A 12,828-nucleotide genomic window follows, 5' to 3' on the forward strand; every position below is an offset into this window, starting at 1 on the left:
GTCAGCGCCCCTGGCCGGGCGGCAACGTGGGGAGCTGCTGGGGCTCGGCAACTGCCGCAGTCAGGTTTCCGGTTTCATGGGCCAGCCGGATTGCGTCGAGCTCGACCTTCACCGCGCCGATGTAGGTGGTGGCCACGATGGTCGAGGCCTTCGCGCGCTCGATGACCTGGCCCATCTGTTCGGCACTCAGGTCGTCGTCGCCCAGGCGTTCGAGCATGGCGACCAGGTGATCGCGGACGTCACTGACCTTGTTCTTCATCTTCTTGCTCCTTGATTCGCCTCCTGAGCCGGCGCGTGATGCTGGACTTCAGGTGGACAAGTTCTTTCAGTTCCGGCGGGAACCGGTTGTGGTAGCTGTTGCGCCGCATGTTCTCGGCGAGGGTGACGGCCTCAAGGCGATCAGCGGTGATCTCGGCGGCGACCAGCGTCTTCAGGCCTGGCCGGAACACCACGATGTGTCCCTCCGGTACCGGGCCGTTTGCCGCCTCCCAGACCATCACGTGCACCGGGCGCCAGCGATTGACTGGGAATAGGGCTGGGTCGTCGGTGACCTTGCGCATCAGCACCTTCCGTTTCGGATCCACCTTCTCGGTCCCGATCGGCACGTAGTTGCGCGCCTCGCTGGCCGGCCGACCCTTTTTGAACTGGGTTTCCCGCATCCGGCCTGCATACCAGCCCGGTCGGCGGAGCCCCTTGTTCGCCGGCGTGCTGCCGGGCTTGATTCGTGACGCGATCGATCCGGGTTCCTGTGTGCCGTTCCAGAGGGCCGCCATCGGCTGGGTGTAGAAGTCGTCGGCCTTCTGCAGACCCAACACTCCGGCCCGCCGATACACCGCAGCCGTGGGCCGCTCGAGGACGTGGGCGATCAGAAAGGCGGGGAACCGCGGCCAGTTCAGCCGCAGCGTTTCGTCCTCGTCGGCGGTCCAAGGCCGACGCGCGTTGGGGTGTGACTTCCGCGTCATGGCTCATGGATTCCATTCCGAGCGCTTCGGTGCTTGGATCTGCTGCCGCGCGCGCTGGCGGACCGCTTCCTTCCGGAAATACTCGCGGTGCTCGACCTTCTGACCGCGGATGCGAAAGCCCCAGCTGTAGGCGCGCGGCGGCAGCGTCAGCACCAGCGTCCAGGTGCCTTCGGCCTGCAGGTCCTCGGCCAGCGCGATGCGATGCCAGCCTTCAGCACGGCGGAACAGCAGCTGGCCAGCGCCATACCAGGTCGACGAGTACGGTTCCTCAGCGATCGCCGACGGCACCGCGTCCGGCACCGCCGGCAGCGGCCCGTCGTAGGGTCGGTGCTCGAAGTACCCGCCGCGCAGATACAGGCTGAAGAAGGACCAGGGATGGTCGTGGAAGACGCCGCCGTGGTCGCTGCTGCGGATGTGGTGCAGACGCAGCGCCAACCAGGGCCGGGGCTGGCCACGGTCGTCGACGCCGGCGCGGCCGATACGCAGCAGCCAGAAGCGGTCCATGTACGGCGTGCCATCGGCGTTGACCAGGTGGAAGTAGGGCGTGCGGGTGCCGCGCTGGATCAGAGCGGTCGCAACGCGGTCCAGCACGCGGCGGCCCATGGTGCGCGGCGGCGTCTGCAGGTCCATGTAGCTGCCGCAGCGACCGCACGACTCCATATCCGGCCAATCGCGGGCACAGCCGAACAGGGCGCAGATGAAGGCGCGCACCCGGCTCACGGCAGCTCGCCCTTGTAGGTCGCGACCAGGCCGTCGGCGGCGGTCAGCGTGCCGGCCTCGATCTGGCGCAGGCGGCGAGCACGTTCGGCCTGGCCGCCGCCGGCCGGTGCCCAGGTGGTGCGATGGCGTGCTGGCATGCGGCGGACAGGGACGGCGCGCGCTGCGCGCTGCGGCCTGGCCAGCAGCGCGGGCAGCAGGATGTCGAGGGAGAAGCGGCCAGTGCTCAGAAGATGCGGGTGCATAGGGACCTCATGCGTAGGTGGTGAGGCGGAAGTGCTCGCGGACCAGGTCATAGAGCCGGCCGACTTCGGCGATCTGCAGGGCGAACCGGGCATCGAACTCGGCGCGCCTGCCGTCCTCGTCGCCGTGCTGCAGCTGCTCCACTGCGCCGTCCAGGAAGCGGAGCTTTCGGACGATCAGGTCGTCACCGAGGACGAAGGAGAGGTGGTCGTCCAGCACCAGGGCGAGCTTGGTGACCTGCTTGCCGGTCTCTAGGTGCAGGTCGACCTCGTCGCAGCGCAGTTCGTGATGCTGGCAGCGAACGATTGCGCCGCCCTCGACCGGATCGCGTAGCTCGCATTCCTCGCCCAGGCTGAGGCCGTCGGGCAGGGCTTCACCGGCAACCCAGCGGGTCAGGATGGCCCTGGGCGAAACCTCGGCGTTCAGGGGGAGAGCGGGGAAGCTGCCGACCACGTTGCGCAGCTGGCTCATGGCGGCCTCGCCGGTCTTGCGGCTGCTGGTGTCCACGAAGACGACGCCGCGCTGGTGGTCCAGGTAGAGATCCGTGCGGGAGGGGCGGACGAAGGCACGAGGCAGCAGCTCGTGCAGCAGATCGTCCTTGATGCGCTTCCGCTCGCGGCCGCCGGGGCGGCGCCCGTCGCGTTCCTCGATCTCCAGCAGCTTGAGCTCGAGCAGGTTGCTAACCACTGCCGGCGGCAGGATCTTCTCTTCGGCGCCGATGGCCATCCACATGCAGCGGCCGATCTCGTGCGAGAGCAGTTCCTTCTCTTCGCGGCCGAACGGCGAAATGAAACCGCCGGAGCTCATTTCCAGCGGGCCCACGGGCTTCAGGGCGCGCGCCTGCAGGCCGTCCTGCCAGTCGAACATCTGCAGCTGCGGGTAGGTGAACATCGTGAGGTTGCGGAAGAACATCAGGTGTCTCCGGTCTGTTCAGAAGTGACGCTGCTGCCTTCGGGCAGCTCGGAAAGGCCCAGGGAGTAGAGCGCGTCGTCGATCGCGGCCTGCTCGGCTTCTGCGATGACGCTGTGCGGTCCAGCCACGCCCGGGATGTGGACGTGGAAGAGCCTCACGGTCGGCAGGCCTCTGCTATGCGCTGGAACTTGCGCGCCCAGGTGGCCAGGTCCGGCTTCATCCCCGCGCTCCAGGCGATCTGGAAAATCGTGCCGAAGCGGATCCGCAGCGCGCGCCACTGGTCTGGTGGTGCGATGGACACCGCGCGCTGGTAGCGCTGCACGCGCGCCGCGGGGGTGATCGCCGGCGGCATGCGGTCCAGGTCGTGCTGCAGGATCGCGTCGACGCCGTGCCCCAGCAGGTGCAGGTCTGCCGTCATGACATGGCCCTCCCGTGCACCACCCAGAACAGCTCGACCAACGCCCGCGGTACTGAGGGCATTGCCCGCGCCTCATTGAACGCGGCTTCGATGATCTGTTCGAAGGTGCGGCCATCTGGCGCGCGCGCTGCTTCGCCGTCGACCTTCAGCAGGTTCGTGAGGTATTCCTTGCTGTTCGGCCCCAGGTTCTCGACCAGGTCGTCGAGGTCGATCTCGGCGTCGACCGTCATGTTCACGATGGTCATGACAGCACCGCCCGGGATCCAAACCCTACCGCCACTCCCAGCAGGAAGCCGGCCGTGCCGCCAATGGCCAGCACTCGCCGAAACAGGACTGCGGTGGCCTCGGCGATGATCTGTTCCGCCCTCATGCGGCACCGCCTTTGCCACGCGCGAGGGCGCGTTGGCAGCGAGGGCAGGTCACAGGAAGCGATTCGCAGGCGGTCCAACCCACGGACCGGCGGCCTGGTGCTGCTCCGCATAGCGCCTTGCCGGTGGCTTCGACATATCCGCCATAGCGCCGCACCTGCGCGGAAGGGATCGCGTGCAGGTTGGTGCCCTGTCCCCGTTCGAGGCCGTTTGCAGAGCGGCCGGCCAGCTTCGCCGCCAGCATCTCAGCACCGGCGTTCATGCGGCACCGCCTTTGACGCGGGCGAGGGCAACCGCGCGTCGCGCCCAGGCCTCGCGCGCCGCTTCGAACGATTCGTGATCGCTTGGCGAGTTGAGCCACCGATCGCGCGCCTGGTCGTAGTCCTCGTCGGCCGCCACCAACGCATCAATGGCAGCTCCGGCTTCCTGCAGCGCGTCGGCGTAGCGGCGGGTATCAGCGCCGTCGTCAGCGGCTCCGTGGAGCGCGCTCACCGCGTGCCGGATCGCAGCGATCTTGCACGGGGCGTTCATGCGGCACCCCCTTGCGGCATGACGAAGCGGTAGCCGCGCAGGCGGATGGTCTCGATGGCGTGCTTGTGTCCAGCGGCAGCGAGCTTGCGGCGCACACGCGACACCAGCACCTGCAGGACGTTGGACTCCCGCGACGGCGGCTTGCTGCCCGGGTACATCGCGGCATGCAGCGCGTCGACTTCCACGAGGCGATCGGGCGCACCGACCAGGACCTGCATCACCACGGCCTCGGTGCGGCTGAGCTTGATGCTGCTGCCGGCGATCAGCAGGCGCTGGCGCACCACGACCGCCATGGTGCCTTCGGCGCCCGCGCCGGCGGCCGTGGCGCAGCTGCTGCAGAGGTCGGGGCCGGCCCAGGAGCAACCGCCGGGGCAGGCCTGCTGATCGGTGCAGCTGCAGACGCGGCAGCGACGTTCGGTGGCGGCCATCAGTGCACCTCCACGAAAGCCAGGTCATAGATGACGCACTGCGCCCGGGCCACCACAGGGGAGGCGGCTTCCGTCGACAGGGGGACGACGGTATTGGCCCGGGCGCAGGCGTCGGGGGAAACGGAATAGGTACCGGCGACAACCGCGTCGACGGCGTCGAGCGCGAGCTGCCAGCGATAGGGGGAGAAGTCCTTGGCCAGCGCGGCGGAGACGCCGGCGGCGCAGTCCGGCACACGGTCGGCGTCGTTGAAGCCGTTGAGCACTGCCTGCGCGATGGTGGTGCGCAGGCCCCAGTCGTTCTCGTTGGCCAGGGTGTAGACCTCCAGCGCCGCGCAGATGCGCGGGCTGGTGATCACCAGTGCAGCTGGTGCCCGGACGGCCTGGCCGGGTTCGTCTGTGGAAGGGGACGATGGGGAGAAGAAGGCGCCAATGCCGGTGGCTCCGAGAGCCCCCAGTGCGAGGTACAGCGACGAAGACAGTGCAGACATGTGCTCAACCATCCGTGCTTGGGATGGCTAGCAACATAATGATAGGCCGGTGAACAGTCAAGCACTAAAATGATAGATGGCCCCGACTTGATGCTAAGCAGCTGATTGATCAGGATTTAGTGGCCGGTGAATCCCCTGACTTCGAGGGACAGGCCAGGCGTGATCCCGCCTCCCGCGGCAGTGCGGAGGTCATACATGGCGTCGGCGAATTGCTCTGCCCGAGCAGGATCGCTTTGCATCGCGCAGGTCCAGAACACCGCGAGCTTCAGCAGCGCCGCATCCATTTCGGACTGGACGAGCTGCGCCTGGAAACGTTCCTTGACGAGCTTGTTCGCGTGGTCACGCCATTGGGACGGCAGGCTGAAGGTGATGACGCGCGTATGGCGGTGAATGAATACATCCGCGCCCGTCTGCATCGTCTTGACGCCTGCTGCACTAGCAAGAAAGTCGAGTATTCCCATGGCTGATCATGTCCCTGTGTCCTTGATCGGAACGGTTGCCGGCACCTGGGAATAGCGAACTTCAGCATCAGCCACCCGCAGAATTACCGACCGGCCCTCTGGTGGCACCGTGGCGAAGGCGTCCACCAGGCGTTCGACCTCGTCGTCCAAGAGGCTATCCAGCGTGATGTCCTGAACCAGGAGCTTCCAAGGTGTGATCTTGAAGGCGTCGGCGAGCTTGTCGACGGTCGAAGACGTCGGGTTCTTGGAGGCGCCATCCGGGCTCAGCAGCCCCGACAGCAGAGTTTGCGCGACCCCGGCTTTGCGGCCGAGCTCTGCCTGAGAGAGGTTCAGGTGCTTCATCAGTCGCCGCACATTGGCGGCGATGACATCTGCGCTCGAGGGACGTCTTGCCATGGCTACCATGCTAGTGATGGCTGAACGCTCTTCGATGCTTGATTGCCTAGCATTAGAATGATAGGTTGCGGACATGGACGCCGATACCCTCTTGCATCAAACCGTGGTGCGCCTGCGTGCGCATGAAGGGAAGTACGCCGAGATCGCCCGGCAGAACCCGGACATCGGCTATTCGTGGCTGACAAAGCTGGCGCACGGGCAGATCACGAACCCGACGATCGCCAGCCTGCAGCAGCTGATCGAGGCGCTGAACGCCTTCGAAGGCCTGGAGCGGGGCGGCCTGGCTGAAGTGGCCGCTCAGGCGGATCCGGTTATGGATCCGGTTATGGAACTGCGCGCCGAACCGAGCGGCGACGTGGACGCCGGCCGCATCGTGCCGCTGGAGACAGCCTGATGGCCCGTCGACACCTCAGCAATCCTCGGGAAGGGGAAGATCGAGGCCACGGCCGGGATCGCAGGGAGCTGCGCGCGCTGCGTAACCAAGTCCGGGACCTGCAGCGGCAGGTCGATGACCTCACGGTTTGCCTTGCCCAGAGGGAAGCCACGGCCCGCTGGGCTGCGACGACACTGGCGGCGATAGAGGCAGCCCGTACCCAGCCGTCGACAAAAAGCCGGCCGGCCGGACTCTTCGCGCGTGCTGCTTCGGCATTGCGCGCGCTGTTTCTCCGGGGGGCGCAATGAACAGCGGGCCCCAGAAGCGCGGCCTGGCAAGCTCACTGCCAGCCACGACACCGACCGTCATGACCGCGGTGCTGAAGCGCATCGGAGCGCTGGAGCGCCGGGTCCGCGCGCTGGAGCAGCGGCAGCCGGCTTCTAGCGTTCCTGCTCCGATCCCGCGCGCTGCTGCTCCAACAGCCGCTCCGCTTCCCCAGCCTCCGCCAGCTCCTGTCGGCTCTGCTGCGCCTTCAGGATCTGACGCTCGATCTCCAACAGGCGAAGCACGGTCGCAGCGGCCACGCCGGCTGGGGCTTCGGGCGAGGTTTTGCCGCGCAGTGTTTGGATGGCGGCGCGAACTACCTCAAGCAGCATCTCTGTGTCGGGATGACTGCCAATGACGGCCAGCGTGAACCAGCTGTTCGCCTGCTTTTCAGCCTCCAACGCGGCGATTCGTTCGTCGTATTGGGCGAATCGGGCTTCCAGTTCGGATGGGGTCATGAGGAACGTCAATTGCTGGGGGAGCGCCGATTCTGCCAGCCGACCAGCACAGATGCGTACCCAGCACCTAAGGAGCGCTGAATGACTGACGAATCTGAAAAGCCGAGCTCCCCCGTTGGCATAGATCACCCGGCCGCCGTTGGGCGACCGGGCTTCAGCTTCACTGGGGAGATTGAGCCTTGCGCGCCAGAACGTTCTTCCGGTTCTCGATCGTCTGTTGAAGCGCGACAAACGTCTGGTCGAACGCGGCGGCAGCCTCCGCTGAAGATGCTGGTGCTGCGGTGCCTGCGAACTCTTGCCGCACGGATACGAGGGCTTTCGCGGCCAGATCCAGGTCGGGGAGGGCAGCAATAAGCCCGTGCAAAGCGACGTTGGTCGCGATGGAGGTACCGCTTGCGATTTCCAGGTCATTGCGAAGCGCCTTGATCTGGATCTGACATCCCGCAATCAGGCCGCGCAACTCCTGTTCCAAGAACGTGTTCATGGGTCTCTCCGGTAGGTGGGTTGGTTGGTTCGCACCCCCATTCTGCCAGCCGGCGGACCCGCCCTTACTACCGAGGACTCCCATGCCCTGGATCGATGAAACCTGGCTGCAGGACGCACTGGCGGCCCTGAAGGCCACGTGCGATGTCGACGCACACACCCGCAACGCGATGATCCAGTTCCTGCTGGACAACGGCTTCTGGGATCAGGAGAAGCTGAAGGACTGGACCAGCGCTGTTGCCAAGTTCAACAGCTGCCTCAACCCGAACAAGGCCGAGTTCTTCAAAATCGGCGAGCTGTGGGCGCTGATGCGCCGCTTCGGCCGCCACCAGCTCTTCTTGGCCATGGCCGCAGATCTCGGCTATGAGGTCCGCCCGATCCCGACCGAGCACCGCCGGCAGGAGCTGCTGCAGCAGCTGGTCGACGTCCAGGCGCAGTGTGCAGCCGCCGTGGAGCGCGCCGCCGGCCAGCTGGAACGCCTCAACACGCCCGCGCCGGAGCCGCGCCCAGGTGCCATCCATGGACAGGGTCGCGCGCAGTTCAGCACCAGCCCGAGCGATTGGAGCGCGCCCACCAGGGGCAACGCCGTCCAAAGCGTGGGCTGCCCGTGACGGGATAGGCCTGCGCAATGAGCAACAAAATCACGGAGCTCTGCTGGCCACTGCAGATGCCGCCGCCCGCTAAGGCGGTGCTGATGGCGATCGCGTGGCACGCAGACGACTTCGGCATGGCCTTCCCGGGCTTCACCACGCTGATCGAGAAGACCTGCCTGAGCAAGACAGCACTGCTCAGCGCGATCGCGTGGCTGGAAGACAACCAGGTGTTGACCATTCGTCGCGGCGGCAGTGATGCCGGCGGCACCAAGTACAGCAACCGGTACAGCCTCAACCTTGGCCGACTGGACAAGAACGCGTTCGCGTCGAAGCCGCGGCGTGCATCCAAACCGGTTCGCCAGACGGACCGGTCCGAGAGCGATGACGATGCTGACCGGTCCGGCACGCACACCGGTACGAATGCCGGACCGGTACGCGACACGGACGGGTTGGAAGGCGCTGAAGGCTCCGACCGGTGCGTGGGAAGTACCGGTGCGCGAGAACGACCGGTACGCCTCGCGAGCTCGACCGGTACGTCTGGCGGACCTGACCGGTCCGTCTCGCGTACTCAACCGGTCCGCGAGACGGACCCTAAAGGTCATGAAAGGTCAGTAAAGGTCATTGAACCGTCAAACGCGCAGGCGCGCGACGACGATGCGGTGGTGCCGCAGCTCAGCGACGACGAGGTCAAGCGCGAGCTGATGGGCATCCCCCGATTGCCGTCGGGTCTGGACCCCCAAGTCCTGGCCAGGTTCGTGCGGCACCGCCGTGTGCTGGGCAAGCCGATGACGATCAGCAGCTGGCTGGAACTGCAGCCGCGCTTCCGTCAGCTCACGGCCGACGGCCACGACCTCAATCGCTCCCTGCGCCAGACGATGGCTGCAGGCCTGGCACTGCCCGTAACACCGAAACCCGAGGGGACCGACCATGCCAACAATTCAGGCTCTGCTGCCGAACGAGTCCGACGTCGCGCAGAGGCAGACGAGCTCCGTGACGCCGCTGCAGAGGCAGACGCCGCCGCCGGCACAGCAGGCGCCCTTGACGGCCCGGGCTACGCGCACGCTGTGGGTGCGCATGGCTGAGATCTACGGCTACCGCTGGACCAGCGCCTACGGCGAGGATCCCAGCGGCGGCGCTGCCGCTACCTGGGCGAAAGGGCTTGCCGGGCTCAGCGGGGAACAGCTGGCCGCGGGCCTGGGCTCGAGCATCGCCTCGGCCGACCCGTGGCCACCGACCCTGCCGGAGTTCCGGCTGCGCTGCCTGGGTGTGCCGAGCTTCGCCGCTGTCCGCAACGACACCGGCCGCCGGGACGGCTTCACGCGCCTGGTGTGGCAGTACCTGGACGGCCATCGCTACCGCACATCGAGTGCCGACAAGAGCGATCGCCTGTTGCGGGAGGCCTACGACCAGGCGCGCGAATACGTGATGCGCGGCGGGCAGCTGCCGGACGAGCCGGTGGCGGTCCTGGGCCAGGCCGCTGTGGCCACGCCGGTACCGGCCAGCCCTGAAGCACTCCGCCGTGCTGAGCGCGAGATCGCGGAGATCTTCGGCAAGGGATCTGCAGAGCCAGGCAACGACGACCATCCCCCGGCGACGGGCAAGATGGCAGCGGCAGGGCTGGATCGATGATCGACCAGGAGCAACTGCGCAGCTACCACCGGTCGCAGGTGCTATACGCCCTGCAGGAGGCCAGCGAACCGATGACGGCCTCCGAAGTGCACGAGGGCATGACGACCTTGGCGCTGGCCATGGGCCACCCTCGGGAATGCGCGGCGATCACCCCAGCTGCTGTGGCCGGGATTCTGCGCGGCATGCTCGGCGAGCAACTGGTCACCCAAGGGGACGACAGGGCAAATCGCCGTTACGGGCGTGCCGAGCCGACCTGGTCGATCGCTGCTGGCCGGGCGCGGGTCTTGCAGCCGTCGGCCCCGGGCAGGAGCACGGCCGCGATGGATGCCGCGTCACCGATGGCGGGGCAGGGCACCCAGCTTCGCCAGATCACCATTGATCAGCGCCTGGCATTCCTGCAGGCCGAGTGCGCCGCGCTGCTGGCGGATGTGACAAAGGAACATGCGGCGTTCGAGCTTCGGGTTCGAAACCAGCTGGAGGCGTTCGAAGCGCGCGCTGCACGGTTGCTCGGTCTACCGCAGGACGGTGGCCAATGAGCAACCGCGGACTCCGCTACAACCGGATTGAGGACATGCCGCAGGGCATGCAGCAGCTGATGCACAAGGCTGGCAAGGCCGCGCCTGCGCGTGGGCCAGCCGAGCACCAGGTGCGTGCGCCGATGGAGAAGCGGCCGAAGTACGGCAATGTGATCACCACGGTGGACGGGATCCGCTTCGACTCGAAGCGCGAGGCCCGCTACTACGAGCAGCTGAAACTGCGCAAGCAGGCCGGCGAGGTGCACTTCTGGCTGCGCCAGGTACCGATCCATCTGCCCGGCGGCACCAGGTATGTCCTGGACTTCCTGGTGTTCCTGCGCGACGGGCATGTCGACTTCGTGGACGTGAAGGGCCGGGAGACGAAGGAATTCCGCATCAAGAAGCGCGAAGTGGAGCACCACTACCCGATCAAGGTGTTGCTGGCATGAGCGGCTGGAGATCCAGTGGCCGCGTAGGCGGTACCGGCGTCGACCTCAGTGCGGTGGCCACCACGGACCTGTTGCGGGAGATCGAACGGCGATGCTCGGCGGGCGGACCGCCCAAGGTCGACCGCCCTGCGAAGGACCGGCCATTCGCGACCAAGGCGCTCTGGGCCGAGGACAAGGTCAACCAGGCACGTGCCCGGCTTGCCGAGCTCCGCGCGCTGCCGGTACCGACCTGCGAGGCCGAGCGCGCCGCCCGCTCCGCCCAGGACTCGCAACTGGTCGCCGACGTCGTCAAGTACGACGGCATGGCCAAGGCATTCAAGAGGAAGGGCCAATGAAACCTGCGGAGCTCAAGGCGAGGTACCCGACCGAAGCTGCCCTGTGTACGTGCCTGATCGACTGCCTGACCGCGACTGACGGCTGGGAGATCTACCCCGAGACGGCCGGCTTCGACATCCTCGCTGTGTGGAAGGCGACCGGGCACCAGCTCGGCATCGAGGCGAAGCTGCAGCTCAACGCCAAGGTGGCCGACCAGATCCTGCCGGCGCACTGGAGCAACGCCGACCAGCGGGGCCCGGACTTCAGGGCTGTGCTGGTTCCCTGTACGACGGCAGCAAACTACGGCATTGCGCGCATGCTCGATGCGCTGGGTGTGCAGGTCCTGGTGCCGGACAGCTGCATCGGCCGGTGGAAGATGGAGCCCGGGCAGCAGATCCAGCGCGAGGTGCATCGGCATGGCCTGCACCAGGCCGCCCCTTGGGACCGCGCATCCGGCGATCTCCGCGAGTGGGGGCCCACGGCATGGTTCGACTGGAACCCCACCAAGCGCTGTGAGCTGCCTGAATTTGTGCCGAAAGTGGCCGCAGGTGTACCGGCGCCGCTGCAGTTGACGCCCTGGAAGGTCGGCGCGCTGAAGGTGCTGGCAGATCTCGAGCTCGATGGCTTCACAACGGCGAAGGGCGTCCGGGCCCATGGCGTGGATCCGCGCCGCTTCTGTGCGACCGACGGATGGCTGAAGCAACTGGGCGGCGGGAAATGGGCCCGCGGAACCCTCCCTGCTTTTGAGGACCAGCACCCCGAGGCCTATGCCCAGGTGCTGGCCCAGGCGCGCGCCGCGCGCGCTGCAGCGGATCCCAAGAAGACCCTGGAACAGACGCCATGAACGAAGTTGCAGTCGGTACCACCGCGCTCGCTGCCGCGCGCGAGCTTGAATTGGCGTTCCTCAAGGGGAAGAAGATCCCGTCCTGCGCCAACTGCAACGGCAAGGCGAGGGTGTGCTGGCCAGGTCGCGAGTCGCAGCTCGTGCAGCTCCAGTGCCGGCACTGTGGGCCGCGCGGAGCCATCTTCGACAGCAGCGCACCGGTCCAGTGCGGCCGCTGTGGTGCCGCCCCGACCGGCCTGTTCCCGCGCGGCGCACAGATTCAGTGCTGCAGCTGCGGTGCATCCTCAGCCGTGTTCGTTGGCCAGGATCCTGCCGGTGCTCTGGCGGCGGCACTGGATGCCTGGTGCCGCCGTGCACCGGTTCTTCCGCCGGCGGCGGACGACAGTGCAGGCCAGCGGCGCCGCGGCGCAGCCCCGGATGGATTCGATGACGAGGGCAAGGGCGATGTCCTGGAGCTGCTGTCGCGCCTGCTGGTTGGCGGGAGCTACCGCATGCCAGTGGAGGGGCGCAGCACCTTGGCGCCGCTCGGCAGCAGCGACATCGCCGGCGCGGTCGGCTACATGCGCAACCCGCTGGAGAAGTACACCGCGCTGGCTGTAGCGACGCGGATGGGCCCCGCTGCGATCGCAAGGCTCTCCCTCGCTGCCTACCGCCAGGTGGCCAAGGACGTCCGCGCAATGCGACCGCGGCCGCTGGACCTCGGCAAGCCCGCCGATCGCTGGCGCCTTCGCCTGGTGATCTACGACGCGGCGCACGAGCTGGTGTGGCCAGAGCGGCGGCAGCCGTTCGCAGGCCTGGCCAAGTCAGCCAAGATGCGAAAGGGCAACTACATCAAGGCCCACAAGTGCGCCAGCGCTGTCCTCCAGGAAGCGCTCCATGGCGGCCGGCTCGGGTTCCGGCGGGCAATGTGGTGACCACGAC

General features: G+C 67.0%; 26 protein-coding genes. 9 read left to right on the forward strand and 17 right to left on the reverse strand.

The annotated features are described in order from the left end of the window. Window position 1: 1 nt before the first annotated feature. From AC0Z6F_RS03105 to AC0Z6F_RS03175, 15 genes are all read right to left on the reverse strand, one after another. Complete coding sequence (locus tag AC0Z6F_RS03105; RefSeq protein WP_313415505.1) at window positions 2-259, reverse strand: hypothetical protein; 258 nt, start codon at window positions 257-259, stop codon at window positions 2-4. Then, window positions 240-962: an HNH endonuclease gene (locus tag AC0Z6F_RS03110; RefSeq protein WP_485616772.1), complete on the reverse strand. Its 723-nt coding sequence runs from the start codon at window positions 960-962 to the stop codon at window positions 240-242. The genes AC0Z6F_RS03105 and AC0Z6F_RS03110 overlap by 20 nt, the downstream gene beginning before the upstream one ends. 3 nt (window positions 963-965) lie before the next feature. Further along, window positions 966-1,682, reverse strand: coding sequence for a hypothetical protein (locus AC0Z6F_RS03115; RefSeq protein WP_485616770.1), 717 nt, complete (start codon window positions 1,680-1,682; stop codon window positions 966-968). After that, a complete protein-coding gene (locus AC0Z6F_RS03120; protein WP_485616769.1) occupies window positions 1,679-1,924 on the reverse strand; it encodes a hypothetical protein in 246 nt (81 codons plus the stop codon). The genes AC0Z6F_RS03115 and AC0Z6F_RS03120 overlap by 4 nt, the downstream gene beginning before the upstream one ends. A gap of 7 nt (window positions 1,925-1,931) precedes the next feature. Further along, on the reverse strand, window positions 1,932-2,834 hold the full coding sequence (locus AC0Z6F_RS03125; RefSeq protein ID WP_485616768.1) for a recombination-associated protein RdgC: 903 nt from the start codon (window positions 2,832-2,834) through the stop codon (window positions 1,932-1,934). Further along, window positions 2,834-2,962 (reverse strand): hypothetical protein, encoded by a 129-nt coding sequence (locus tag AC0Z6F_RS03130; protein ID WP_485616767.1) that lies wholly within the window; start codon window positions 2,960-2,962, stop codon window positions 2,834-2,836. The genes AC0Z6F_RS03125 and AC0Z6F_RS03130 overlap by 1 nt, the downstream gene beginning before the upstream one ends. A 26-nt stretch (window positions 2,963-2,988) precedes the next feature. Then, the gene (locus AC0Z6F_RS03135) at window positions 2,989-3,252 is read right to left on the reverse strand and encodes a hypothetical protein (protein WP_053463345.1); all 264 of its coding nucleotides are present in this window, start codon (window positions 3,250-3,252) and stop codon (window positions 2,989-2,991) included. Next, window positions 3,249-3,497 (reverse strand): hypothetical protein, encoded by a 249-nt coding sequence (locus AC0Z6F_RS03140; RefSeq protein ID WP_046430051.1) that lies wholly within the window; start codon window positions 3,495-3,497, stop codon window positions 3,249-3,251. Before AC0Z6F_RS03140 ends, AC0Z6F_RS03135 begins: the two co-directional genes overlap by 4 nt. Further along, entirely contained in the window at window positions 3,494-3,622 is a 129-nt protein-coding gene (locus tag AC0Z6F_RS03145) for a hypothetical protein (RefSeq protein ID WP_258008226.1), read from the reverse strand. The genes AC0Z6F_RS03140 and AC0Z6F_RS03145 overlap by 4 nt, the downstream gene beginning before the upstream one ends. After that, window positions 3,619-3,882 carry a hypothetical protein gene (locus tag AC0Z6F_RS03150; protein ID WP_485616764.1) on the reverse strand — a complete coding sequence of 88 codons (264 nt, stop codon included), beginning with the start codon at window positions 3,880-3,882 and terminating at the stop codon, window positions 3,619-3,621. The genes AC0Z6F_RS03145 and AC0Z6F_RS03150 overlap by 4 nt, the downstream gene beginning before the upstream one ends. Continuing rightward, the gene (locus AC0Z6F_RS03155; protein WP_046430052.1) at window positions 3,879-4,151 is read right to left on the reverse strand and encodes a hypothetical protein; all 273 of its coding nucleotides are present in this window, start codon (window positions 4,149-4,151) and stop codon (window positions 3,879-3,881) included. Before AC0Z6F_RS03155 ends, AC0Z6F_RS03150 begins: the two co-directional genes overlap by 4 nt. Continuing rightward, entirely contained in the window at window positions 4,148-4,579 is a 432-nt protein-coding gene (locus AC0Z6F_RS03160) for a helix-turn-helix domain-containing protein (RefSeq protein ID WP_046430054.1), read from the reverse strand. The genes AC0Z6F_RS03155 and AC0Z6F_RS03160 overlap by 4 nt, the downstream gene beginning before the upstream one ends. Next, the gene (locus AC0Z6F_RS03165) at window positions 4,579-5,067 is read right to left on the reverse strand and encodes a hypothetical protein (protein ID WP_485616762.1); all 489 of its coding nucleotides are present in this window, start codon (window positions 5,065-5,067) and stop codon (window positions 4,579-4,581) included. The genes AC0Z6F_RS03160 and AC0Z6F_RS03165 overlap by 1 nt, the downstream gene beginning before the upstream one ends. 116 nt (window positions 5,068-5,183) lie before the next feature. Further along, entirely contained in the window at window positions 5,184-5,528 is a 345-nt protein-coding gene (locus AC0Z6F_RS03170) for a hypothetical protein (RefSeq protein WP_046430058.1), read from the reverse strand. A 6-nt stretch (window positions 5,529-5,534) separates the two neighbouring features. Further along, window positions 5,535-5,924 carry a helix-turn-helix domain-containing protein gene (locus tag AC0Z6F_RS03175; protein ID WP_180882702.1) on the reverse strand — a complete coding sequence of 130 codons (390 nt, stop codon included), beginning with the start codon at window positions 5,922-5,924 and terminating at the stop codon, window positions 5,535-5,537. A gap of 73 nt (window positions 5,925-5,997) precedes the next feature. Between AC0Z6F_RS03175 and AC0Z6F_RS03180 the strand changes: the two genes are divergently transcribed. After that, window positions 5,998-6,318, forward strand: a complete 321-nt coding sequence (locus tag AC0Z6F_RS03180; protein ID WP_095377412.1) for a hypothetical protein — start codon at window positions 5,998-6,000, stop codon at window positions 6,316-6,318. A 419-nt stretch (window positions 6,319-6,737) separates the two neighbouring features. Here AC0Z6F_RS03180 and AC0Z6F_RS03185 read toward each other — a convergent pair whose 3' ends face one another. Together AC0Z6F_RS03185 and AC0Z6F_RS03190 are read right to left on the reverse strand one after the other, a co-directional pair. Continuing rightward, a complete protein-coding gene (locus AC0Z6F_RS03185; protein ID WP_313415517.1) occupies window positions 6,738-7,079 on the reverse strand; it encodes a hypothetical protein in 342 nt (113 codons plus the stop codon). 160 nt (window positions 7,080-7,239) lie between these two features. Next, window positions 7,240-7,563 carry a hypothetical protein gene (locus AC0Z6F_RS03190; RefSeq protein ID WP_485616760.1) on the reverse strand — a complete coding sequence of 108 codons (324 nt, stop codon included), beginning with the start codon at window positions 7,561-7,563 and terminating at the stop codon, window positions 7,240-7,242. Between the two features lie 82 nt (window positions 7,564-7,645). Between AC0Z6F_RS03190 and AC0Z6F_RS03195 the strand changes: the two genes are divergently transcribed. Genes AC0Z6F_RS03195 through AC0Z6F_RS03230 form a run of 8 tightly spaced genes read left to right on the forward strand, consistent with a single transcriptional unit; the run spans window position 7,646 to window position 12,821 of the window. After that, the gene (locus tag AC0Z6F_RS03195; protein WP_049419530.1) at window positions 7,646-8,173 is read left to right on the forward strand and encodes a hypothetical protein; all 528 of its coding nucleotides are present in this window, start codon (window positions 7,646-7,648) and stop codon (window positions 8,171-8,173) included. 17 nt (window positions 8,174-8,190) lie between these two features. Continuing rightward, window positions 8,191-9,237, forward strand: coding sequence for a helix-turn-helix domain-containing protein (locus AC0Z6F_RS03200; RefSeq protein ID WP_485616759.1), 1,047 nt, complete (start codon window positions 8,191-8,193; stop codon window positions 9,235-9,237). Beyond that, window positions 9,230-9,784, forward strand: a complete 555-nt coding sequence (locus AC0Z6F_RS03205) for a hypothetical protein (protein ID WP_485616757.1) — start codon at window positions 9,230-9,232, stop codon at window positions 9,782-9,784. Before AC0Z6F_RS03200 ends, AC0Z6F_RS03205 begins: the two co-directional genes overlap by 8 nt. Further along, window positions 9,781-10,320: a hypothetical protein gene (locus AC0Z6F_RS03210; RefSeq protein WP_313415522.1), complete on the forward strand. Its 540-nt coding sequence runs from the start codon at window positions 9,781-9,783 to the stop codon at window positions 10,318-10,320. Before AC0Z6F_RS03205 ends, AC0Z6F_RS03210 begins: the two co-directional genes overlap by 4 nt. Further along, window positions 10,317-10,748 (forward strand): DUF1064 domain-containing protein, encoded by a 432-nt coding sequence (locus AC0Z6F_RS03215; RefSeq protein ID WP_485616755.1) that lies wholly within the window; start codon window positions 10,317-10,319, stop codon window positions 10,746-10,748. The genes AC0Z6F_RS03210 and AC0Z6F_RS03215 overlap by 4 nt, the downstream gene beginning before the upstream one ends. Beyond that, window positions 10,745-11,083, forward strand: coding sequence for a hypothetical protein (locus AC0Z6F_RS03220; RefSeq protein ID WP_164166112.1), 339 nt, complete (start codon window positions 10,745-10,747; stop codon window positions 11,081-11,083). The genes AC0Z6F_RS03215 and AC0Z6F_RS03220 overlap by 4 nt, the downstream gene beginning before the upstream one ends. After that, window positions 11,080-11,907, forward strand: coding sequence for a hypothetical protein (locus AC0Z6F_RS03225; RefSeq protein ID WP_485616753.1), 828 nt, complete (start codon window positions 11,080-11,082; stop codon window positions 11,905-11,907). The genes AC0Z6F_RS03220 and AC0Z6F_RS03225 overlap by 4 nt, the downstream gene beginning before the upstream one ends. After that, a complete protein-coding gene (locus AC0Z6F_RS03230; RefSeq protein WP_485616751.1) occupies window positions 11,904-12,821 on the forward strand; it encodes a hypothetical protein in 918 nt (305 codons plus the stop codon). Before AC0Z6F_RS03225 ends, AC0Z6F_RS03230 begins: the two co-directional genes overlap by 4 nt. Window positions 12,822-12,828: the final 7 nt, after the last annotated feature.

This window comes from Stenotrophomonas sp. 1L-E-5-B-C3 (assembly GCF_057292075.1).

Excerpts from the sequence above, each read along its gene's own strand:
- AC0Z6F_RS03105 (WP_313415505.1), bottom strand. The coding sequence starts at position 259 with ATGAAGAACAAGGTCAGTGACGTCCGCGATCACCTGGTCGCCATGCTC.
- AC0Z6F_RS03110 (WP_485616772.1), bottom strand. The coding sequence starts at position 962 with ATGACGCGGAAGTCACACCCCAACGCGCGTCGGCCTTGGACCGCCGAC.
- AC0Z6F_RS03120 (WP_485616769.1), bottom strand. The coding sequence starts at position 1,924 with ATGCACCCGCATCTTCTGAGCACTGGCCGCTTCTCCCTCGACATCCTG.
- AC0Z6F_RS03125 (WP_485616768.1), bottom strand. The coding sequence starts at position 2,834 with ATGTTCTTCCGCAACCTCACGATGTTCACCTACCCGCAGCTGCAGATG.
- AC0Z6F_RS03135 (WP_053463345.1), bottom strand. The coding sequence starts at position 3,252 with ATGACGGCAGACCTGCACCTGCTGGGGCACGGCGTCGACGCGATCCTG.
- AC0Z6F_RS03140 (WP_046430051.1), bottom strand. The coding sequence starts at position 3,497 with ATGACCATCGTGAACATGACGGTCGACGCCGAGATCGACCTCGACGAC.
- AC0Z6F_RS03145 (WP_258008226.1), bottom strand. The coding sequence starts at position 3,622 with ATGAGGGCGGAACAGATCATCGCCGAGGCCACCGCAGTCCTGTTTCGG.
- AC0Z6F_RS03150 (WP_485616764.1), bottom strand. The coding sequence starts at position 3,882 with ATGAACGCCGGTGCTGAGATGCTGGCGGCGAAGCTGGCCGGCCGCTCT.
- AC0Z6F_RS03155 (WP_046430052.1), bottom strand. The coding sequence starts at position 4,151 with ATGAACGCCCCGTGCAAGATCGCTGCGATCCGGCACGCGGTGAGCGCG.
- AC0Z6F_RS03160 (WP_046430054.1), bottom strand. The coding sequence starts at position 4,579 with ATGGCCGCCACCGAACGTCGCTGCCGCGTCTGCAGCTGCACCGATCAG.
- AC0Z6F_RS03165 (WP_485616762.1), bottom strand. The coding sequence starts at position 5,067 with ATGTCTGCACTGTCTTCGTCGCTGTACCTCGCACTGGGGGCTCTCGGA.
- AC0Z6F_RS03170 (WP_046430058.1), bottom strand. The coding sequence starts at position 5,528 with ATGGGAATACTCGACTTTCTTGCTAGTGCAGCAGGCGTCAAGACGATG.
- AC0Z6F_RS03175 (WP_180882702.1), bottom strand. The coding sequence starts at position 5,924 with ATGGCAAGACGTCCCTCGAGCGCAGATGTCATCGCCGCCAATGTGCGG.
- AC0Z6F_RS03180 (WP_095377412.1), top strand. The coding sequence starts at position 5,998 with ATGGACGCCGATACCCTCTTGCATCAAACCGTGGTGCGCCTGCGTGCG.
- AC0Z6F_RS03185 (WP_313415517.1), bottom strand. The coding sequence starts at position 7,079 with ATGACCCCATCCGAACTGGAAGCCCGATTCGCCCAATACGACGAACGA.
- AC0Z6F_RS03190 (WP_485616760.1), bottom strand. The coding sequence starts at position 7,563 with ATGAACACGTTCTTGGAACAGGAGTTGCGCGGCCTGATTGCGGGATGT.
- AC0Z6F_RS03195 (WP_049419530.1), top strand. The coding sequence starts at position 7,646 with ATGCCCTGGATCGATGAAACCTGGCTGCAGGACGCACTGGCGGCCCTG.
- AC0Z6F_RS03200 (WP_485616759.1), top strand. The coding sequence starts at position 8,191 with ATGAGCAACAAAATCACGGAGCTCTGCTGGCCACTGCAGATGCCGCCG.
- AC0Z6F_RS03205 (WP_485616757.1), top strand. The coding sequence starts at position 9,230 with ATGGCTGAGATCTACGGCTACCGCTGGACCAGCGCCTACGGCGAGGAT.
- AC0Z6F_RS03210 (WP_313415522.1), top strand. The coding sequence starts at position 9,781 with ATGATCGACCAGGAGCAACTGCGCAGCTACCACCGGTCGCAGGTGCTA.
- AC0Z6F_RS03215 (WP_485616755.1), top strand. The coding sequence starts at position 10,317 with ATGAGCAACCGCGGACTCCGCTACAACCGGATTGAGGACATGCCGCAG.
- AC0Z6F_RS03220 (WP_164166112.1), top strand. The coding sequence starts at position 10,745 with ATGAGCGGCTGGAGATCCAGTGGCCGCGTAGGCGGTACCGGCGTCGAC.
- AC0Z6F_RS03225 (WP_485616753.1), top strand. The coding sequence starts at position 11,080 with ATGAAACCTGCGGAGCTCAAGGCGAGGTACCCGACCGAAGCTGCCCTG.
- AC0Z6F_RS03230 (WP_485616751.1), top strand. The coding sequence starts at position 11,904 with ATGAACGAAGTTGCAGTCGGTACCACCGCGCTCGCTGCCGCGCGCGAG.